At 53.2% G+C, this 6,959-nt stretch carries 8 protein-coding genes; 1 reads left to right on the forward strand and 7 read right to left on the reverse strand.

Annotated features, from left to right (window positions below; genetic code table 11):
• Nucleotides 1-349: 349 nt before the first annotated feature.
• The 6 genes from ACTBDZ_RS13125 to prmB all read right to left on the reverse strand — a co-directional run bounded on the left by ACTBDZ_RS13125 (nt 350) and on the right by prmB (nt 4,967).
• Nucleotides 350-631 (reverse strand): YfcL family protein, encoded by a 282-nt coding sequence (locus ACTBDZ_RS13125; protein WP_438815646.1) that lies wholly within the window; start codon nt 629-631, stop codon nt 350-352.
• A gap of 31 nt (nt 632-662) precedes the next feature.
• Complete coding sequence (locus ACTBDZ_RS13130; RefSeq protein WP_438815647.1) at nt 663-1,226, reverse strand: elongation factor P hydroxylase; 564 nt, start codon at nt 1,224-1,226, stop codon at nt 663-665.
• On the reverse strand, nt 1,223-2,026 hold the full coding sequence (locus tag ACTBDZ_RS13135; protein ID WP_438815648.1) for a sulfite exporter TauE/SafE family protein: 804 nt from the start codon (nt 2,024-2,026) through the stop codon (nt 1,223-1,225). The genes ACTBDZ_RS13130 and ACTBDZ_RS13135 overlap by 4 nt, the downstream gene beginning before the upstream one ends.
• 3 nt (nt 2,027-2,029) lie before the next feature.
• Nucleotides 2,030-2,857 carry a penicillin-insensitive murein endopeptidase gene (gene mepA, locus ACTBDZ_RS13140; protein WP_438815649.1) on the reverse strand — a complete coding sequence of 276 codons (828 nt, stop codon included), beginning with the start codon at nt 2,855-2,857 and terminating at the stop codon, nt 2,030-2,032.
• A 7-nt stretch (nt 2,858-2,864) separates the two neighbouring features.
• Complete coding sequence (gene aroC, locus ACTBDZ_RS13145; RefSeq protein ID WP_438815650.1) at nt 2,865-3,950, reverse strand: chorismate synthase; 1,086 nt, start codon at nt 3,948-3,950, stop codon at nt 2,865-2,867.
• Nucleotides 3,951-4,034: 84 nt separating this feature from the next.
• Nucleotides 4,035-4,967, reverse strand: coding sequence for a 50S ribosomal protein L3 N(5)-glutamine methyltransferase (gene prmB / locus ACTBDZ_RS13150; protein ID WP_438815651.1), 933 nt, complete (start codon nt 4,965-4,967; stop codon nt 4,035-4,037).
• A gap of 315 nt (nt 4,968-5,282) precedes the next feature.
• Between prmB and smrB the strand changes: the two genes are divergently transcribed.
• Entirely contained in the window at nt 5,283-5,858 is a 576-nt protein-coding gene (gene smrB / locus ACTBDZ_RS13155; RefSeq protein WP_438815652.1) for an endonuclease SmrB, read from the forward strand.
• A gap of 47 nt (nt 5,859-5,905) precedes the next feature.
• Here smrB and sixA read toward each other — a convergent pair whose 3' ends face one another.
• Nucleotides 5,906-6,394, reverse strand: coding sequence for a phosphohistidine phosphatase SixA (sixA, locus tag ACTBDZ_RS13160; RefSeq protein WP_438815653.1), 489 nt, complete (start codon nt 6,392-6,394; stop codon nt 5,906-5,908).
• Nucleotides 6,395-6,959: the final 565 nt, after the last annotated feature.

Below are 6,959 nucleotides of genomic sequence, written 5' to 3' on the forward strand. Positions count from 1 at the left end.
CAAGGTTACGGATGGTAACGTGGGGAGTACTCATGCTGATTGGTCTGCAAAAAGCAGTAATAAATTCAGAACTTCAGAATACCGTCAAGTCCCGAAAAAAGAAAAATCAGGTGCGGAATGACGGGTTGATGGCTATTATTCCGGATATTATGCAGAGAAGTTTATCGTGCGTGTATAATTTAATCAGAGTAGTGTAAAGATGAGTTCTGGACTGATATTTTCATTTACCAATCGGCACAAATCATTAGTCAAGTGATTGTTTTAACTAATTATTCACGCTTTCGCGGGAATAACAATAACGCGTTAAATAATACTTTTTCTCATTTATCGAGTCAGTGCGAGTGAGTTATCAATTGATCTGGGAGGCACGCTGAAATAAATCATCCCACATACCATTGACCAATATCTGATCCGGCGGCGAAAGCTCACCGTTTTTAATCGCTTGCTGTACGCTGTCGCAAACGCGTTGATAGAGCGCCTGAACCGAGGTTTCCCCCTGCTCTTCAGCCTCTGCCACTGCCAGCGTCAAATGACCGCGCAGGTAGCCACCGGCAAAAAGTTCATCATCGCTGGCATGCTCTACCATATCATCAATCAGCGCAAGAATACGCGCTTCACATTCTGCGATCATCTAACATCCTCACTATTAACGTTTATCCGCATCAGTTGAGATCGGCGGGATACGGGAACTGCTCCGCCGTCAACGGCGGCGTATTGTAAAACGATTGTAATGCACGAATAAAGCGCAATGGACGCGCCGGAATACCTTGCTCGAGATAGGCCATCACTTGTGCATGTACGGTGCGCTGAAACGCGATGCGATCCGGCTCAATATCCCCTTCCAGATTGTCGCAACTGACATTAAAGGGAAAGCCCGAAGCCACGCAAAACAGCCAGTCAAACGCCTGTGGCTTGATTTCTACCTGCTCGAACTGCCCCTGCGTTGCCGCATCGCGGCCATCCGGGCAGTACCAATAGCCGAAATCCACCAGCTTGCGTCGCGCCTCACCGGCAATGCACCAGTGCGAAATTTCATGAAATGCGCTGGCATAAAACCCATGCGCGAACACAATTCGATGATAGGAAAACTGTTCATCAGCAAGCAGATAGATAGGCTCATCATCCCCTTTCACCAGCCGAGTGTTATAGTCCTGCTCAAAGCACTGTGCGAACAAAGTAATGAGATCGCGGTAATCGTGCGTAGCGCTTACGCTTGGGGTGGTCATGACCAGAGGTGTCCTATCCATTGGGCAATATCGCTGCCGTGGTTATCATAAATCAACTTTACGCTCATACAGGCAGACACAATCACCAGCATCGGGCGGATCAGCTTTTGCCCCTTATTGAGCACCATGCGAGCCCCGAGACGGGCACCCAACACCTGCCCGACCAGCATCACCAGCCCTACGCCCCAGACCACCTGACCGCCCAGAATAAAGAACAGCAACCCACCAAAATTGGAAGTGAAATTGAGCACTTTGGCATGCGCCGTGGCTTTAGGCAGGCTGAAACCGCTGAGTGTAACAAACGCCAGCGCGTAGAAAGAACCAGCACCGGGGCCAAAGAAACCATCATAGAACCCAATACACCCGCCCGCCAAAAAGGCAAACGGAAGGCCCGACAAACGTTTCTGGCGATCTTCATCGCCAATTTTCGGCATTAACAGGAAATAAAGCCCGATACCGATCACCAGAACGGGCAGGATCTGGCGCAAAAAATCCGCGTGAATCTGCTGAATCAACCAGGCACCAAACGTTGAGCCTAAAAAGGTCAACGCGATAGGCAGCTTCTGTTCACTTAACTTCACGGCGCGCTGACGGACAAAATAGAGACTGGCAGAAAAAGAGCCACCGACCGCTTGCAGTTTATTGGTTGCCAGCGCCTGCGCCGGGCTTAACCCCGCCGAGAGCAGAATAGGAATACTGAGTAACCCGCCTCCCCCCGCGATAGAATCGATAAAACCGGCAAGCGCTGCAAAAGCAAACAACACCCCGAGCATTTCGGGGCTGACCAAAAACCATTCCATGACTTAGTTCACCAACAGATGTTTATCGAGTAATGCCTGACACGAGGCCGGTAGCGGAGGTGGCGTTTTCACTGGCGCTTCAGGGCTCGGCTGGCGTGGCGTAAACCAACTGCTCAACTCGGCACCGCACCCATCACCTGCGGGTGGCGCGTCCTGATCCTGACATTCCAGGCTGTCTGCCGGGCAGCGTAACCGCACGTGCATATGCGCCCGGTGCGCAAACCAGGGACGCACTTTACGCAGCCAGTCAAGATCCTGTCCCGCTTCCTGGCACAGCTGTTTCTTGATGGCCGGGTTGACAAAGATGCGGGTGACCTCTTGATCCTGCGCGGCCAGTTTGATCAACGCCGTCACCTGCGGTTGCCACAAGCTTGGGTTAACCTGACGACCGTTGGCGGCAACCAAATCGATAGGCTGCGGTTTCAGAAGTTGCTGTGCTGTCCAACGTTGCAGCGGCATCTGTAACCAAATATCTGCATCCAGACCGGACTGGTGACTGGCATGGCCGCTGCTGAATCGACCGCCAGCTGGCATTCCCATATCGCCCACCAGCACAATACCGCCAGTCTGCTTTTTCACATTGGCGCTCAGTCGCGTGATAAACGCCAGCAAATCCGGATGACCGAAATAGCGGCGTTGATCGACACGCATCACCTGATAATTCACGGATTCCAACGGCAACGGCTGCGCACCGACAATACAACCGTTAGAGAACGCACCAATGGCCTGCGCCGTACCCGGCACCGGATGTGCGATCTCTTGCCATGGGGTTTTTGCCCATACGCCCGCGCTTAACAGCACGGCAATGGCCCCCACCCACCCTTTTTTCATGTTTAGTTTACCAACGAGGAACCTGACTCACGACGTCCGCACACTGGGCGCGCTGACGCAACAGATGATCCATCAATACAATCGCCATCATTGCCTCCGCAATCGGCACAGCACGAATCCCCACGCAGGGATCGTGACGTCCACGGGTGATTATTTCCGTTGCTTCACCCTGGCGGTTGATGGTTTTCCCCGGCACCGTGATGCTCGAGGTGGGTTTCAGCGCCAGATGCGCGACAATCGCCTGTCCGCTGCTGATGCCACCCAGTACGCCGCCCGCATGGTTACTCTGGAACCCTTGCGGCGTAATTTCATCACGGTTTTTGCTGCCGCGTTTGGTGACAACCGCAAATCCATCGCCGATTTCTACGCCTTTTACGGCGTTGATGCTCATCAATGCATGGGCCAGGTCGGCATCCAAACGGTCAAACACCGGCTCACCCAAACCAGCGGGCACCGATTCGGCAACAACGCTGACTTTGGCACCGATGGAGTCCCCCTCTTTTTTCAGGACACGCATCAATTCATCCAGCGCATCGATCTTGTCGGCATCGGGGCAGAAAAACGGGTTTTGCTCAACGATATCCCACTCTTTCAATTCGCAGGTGACATCGCCCATTTGCGCCAGATAGCCACGCACCTGAATACCGTGTGTCATTTGCAGGTATTTTTTGGCAATGGCACCAGCGGCCACGCGCATTGCGGTTTCACGGGCCGAAGAGCGGCCGCCGCCGCGATAGTCACGCACGCCGTATTTTTGTTCGTAGGTATAATCGGCATGACCGGGGCGGAATACATCTTTGATCGCACTGTAATCCTGAGAGCGCTGATCGGTATTTTCGATGATCAGGCCAATGCTGGTGCCCGTGGTGACCCCTTCAAACACCCCGGATAAAATACGCACCTGATCCGGCTCGCGGCGCTGCGTGGTATAACGCGAGGTGCCAGGGCGACGGCGATCCAAATCGCGTTGCAGATCCGCTTCAGTCAGCGGAATGCCCGGCGGTACTCCATCAACGATACATCCCAACGCAATACCGTGGGATTCGCCGAACGTGGTGACGCGGAAGAACTGGCCAATACTGTTGCCTGCCATCACGGCTCCTTTCTGTGTAACATCGCTATTTTGTACTGCATTATGATTTATAGTGCCGGGGCGAGCCCGGCATAACCGGTGTGTTTATTGCCGATACGCCGCAAAATGACTGTGGCAATCCACCAGTTGATCTTTTGTCAGCATAAATACGCCATCACCACCGTGCTCGAACTCCAGCCAGGTAAACGGAATATCCGGATACTGATCCATCAAATGCACCATGCTGTTGCCCACTTCGCAGATCAGCACGCCCTGCTCATTAAGGTAATCTGGCGCACAGGCCAAAATGCGGCGTACCAGATCCAGCCCGTCATTGCCCGCCGCAAGGCCCAGTTCCGGCTCGCGGCGAAACTCCTGTGGCAAATCCGCCATGTCTTCCGCATCCACATACGGGGGATTGGTAACAATCAGGTCATACGCGAGCAGCGGCAGCGCGCGGAACAAGTCGGAACGAATCGGCGTGACCTGCTGTTCTAGGCCGTGTTGCTGGATATTCTGCTCGGCGACGGCCAACGCATCGCTGGAAAGATCGACAGCATCCACTTCTGCGTCGGGGAAGGCGTGCGCACACGCAATCGCGATGCAGCCGCTGCCGGTGCAGAGATCGAGAATATGCTGCGGCTCATCGACGATCAATCCAGCGAACTGCTGTGAAATCAGCTCACCGATTGGTGAACGCGGTACCAATACGCGCTCATCAACAAAAAACTCCAACCCGCAAAACCACGCCTTGTTGGTCAGGTAAGCCACTGGCAGACGTTCATTAACGCGACGAATAACGCGCTCAACCACACGCTGGCGCTCCGATACCGTCAGACGCGAGCCATACATATCCACAGGGAAATCAAGGGGCAAATACAGGGTGGGCAGCACCAGTTGCAGCGCTTCATCCCACGGGTTATCGGTGCCATGTCCATAATAGAGCTCGGCTGCGTTAAAACGGCTTACCGCCCAGCGCAGCATGTCTTGCAAGGTATGCAGGTCTTTGACCGCCTCGTCGACGAAAATTTTATCCAAGTTAGTCCTCCACAGACCCCACCTGTCCGGAAATGCCGCTTAGTTTGCCATGAAGCCAACGACAAATCAGCAGATATCACCCCGCACGCGCAGAAATCCTCTGCTTCGCCTATCAATCGATTCTCCCCTTCTGTTGTTTGGCAATTTCGGGTTTGCTATTAAAAAGGTAGCGCAGGCACTATTACAGGTTACACTGGGGCCAATGTCATTTATGGAAAATGCCGTATGAATTGATGCCCTAACGCCAGGCCGCCCCATCGGGAAGCAGATACGCCGACGTAATAAGGACCGTGAGAGACACAACGGGGTGATCGAATGAGTAAAAAACACGCGTTGAATGATGGCGACGCCCAGCTATTCCGCGCCTCCGTGGCCGGCACCAAAACGCTGCGCCAGGATACCTATGTACACCGTCCCCAACGCCATCAGGTAGAAGGGAAGCTGCCGCCGCGCAAGGCGTTGCAGGAACAAGTGGATGCCAGCTTTTATTTTTCCGACGAATTTCAGCCCCAATTGGACAGCGACGGCCCCACGCGTTACGTGCGCCCCGGCAGCAGCAGCCATTACGAGCTAAAAAAACTGCGGCGCGGCGACTATTCCCCAGATCTGTTTCTCGATCTGCACGGATTAACCCAGTTGCAAGCCAAGCAAGAGCTGGGTGCCCTGCTCGCGGCCTGTCGCCGTGAACACGTTTACTGCGCCTGTGTGATGCACGGCCACGGCAAGCATATTCTCAAACAGCAAACGCCACTCTGGCTGGCACAACATCCGGACGTACTGGCTTTTCATCAGGCACCCAAAGAGTTCGGCGGTGACGCCGCACTGTTGGTGTTGGTGGAACTGGATGCGGCGTACGGTCAGATAAAAGCGGGCACCGAACCGTCGCGCTAATGCACCCGGCTTGCGCGCTGTCGCCTAACATTTGCGACGGCGCAAGCTCAGATACAGGATTTAAGCGCCAACTGTGACGGGCTGATTTGCCAATCGAACACACCAGCCCCCGACTGCGCATCCAGCGTAACGCAGGCCACCGCTGAGGTAGCAAACATCGGCGCACCGGTTTGCGGGCTGAGCTCCACCACCAGATACCCTACCAAGGGCAGGTGCGAGACGATCAATACCGATTCGATTCCCTCACCGGCCAACGCCAGCAGATAATCACTGACAAATGCGGCATCGCCGCCCGGCGTCAGCGCTGGCAGGCAATCTTCTTCATCAGGCAGGGAAAGGATACCACGCAAGGTGGACAGAGTTTGCTGGGCGCGGACATAAGGACTCACCAAAACACGCGTAATAGCCACACTCTGGTCATGTAGCCAGAAAGCCATCTGACGCGACTCTTCAACACCGCGCGCACTGAGCGGGCGAAGCGCATCACTGGCTGCGTCAGGTACTGCATCACCATGACGCATAATCAAAACTTGCATATAACACCGTTATAGTAAAAAACTTCGTTATATTATGCTGTTAACTCATATTCCCCGATAAAGAAACCGCCATGTATACAAGGTCTGGACAGGGGGAACACGTGTCATTTTGTTGCAAATTTAACCGAAGCACGAACCGCTTTTTTACCTTAGATGGGAAGCTGGAGTCAACCGATTTGGGTAGACCGCTGAGGCATGGTCATACCTTACTTCATCACCAGAGCACGCATTGTGGCAAGATTACACATAAGAATCATCAGGTTAAGTGACGACCTTGTCACGATCGCGTATGGCAACAGAACAAAAAAAAGCGAAAAACAACATTTTTGCCACCACGACAGGGTTAAAAATCAGAGTAAAAATCCATTAAAGCCTACCAAGTAAAAATTTAAAACTAACAGCGAACGTAATTTGGCTTTTTCATTTCTTTTTCCTTTTTATCCGTCATTCCGCACCTGATTTTTCTTTTTTCGGGACTTGACGGTATTCTGAAGTTCTGAATTTATTACTGCTTTTTGCAGACCAATCAGCATGAGTACTCCCCACGTTACCATCCGTAACCTTA

This window comes from Symbiopectobacterium sp. (assembly GCF_051710365.1).
In the GTDB taxonomy this organism is placed as follows: Bacteria; Pseudomonadota; Gammaproteobacteria; order Enterobacterales; family Enterobacteriaceae; genus Symbiopectobacterium.

Excerpts from the sequence above, each read along its gene's own strand:
- ACTBDZ_RS13125 (WP_438815646.1), bottom strand. The coding sequence starts at position 631 with ATGATCGCAGAATGTGAAGCGCGTATTCTTGCGCTGATTGATGATATG.
- ACTBDZ_RS13130 (WP_438815647.1), bottom strand. The coding sequence starts at position 1,226 with ATGACCACCCCAAGCGTAAGCGCTACGCACGATTACCGCGATCTCATT.
- ACTBDZ_RS13135 (WP_438815648.1), bottom strand. The coding sequence starts at position 2,026 with ATGGAATGGTTTTTGGTCAGCCCCGAAATGCTCGGGGTGTTGTTTGCT.
- mepA (WP_438815649.1), bottom strand. The coding sequence starts at position 2,857 with ATGAAAAAAGGGTGGGTGGGGGCCATTGCCGTGCTGTTAAGCGCGGGC.
- aroC (WP_438815650.1), bottom strand. The coding sequence starts at position 3,950 with ATGGCAGGCAACAGTATTGGCCAGTTCTTCCGCGTCACCACGTTCGGC.
- smrB (WP_438815652.1), top strand. The coding sequence starts at position 5,283 with ATGAGTAAAAAACACGCGTTGAATGATGGCGACGCCCAGCTATTCCGC.
- sixA (WP_438815653.1), bottom strand. The coding sequence starts at position 6,394 with ATGCAAGTTTTGATTATGCGTCATGGTGATGCAGTACCTGACGCAGCC.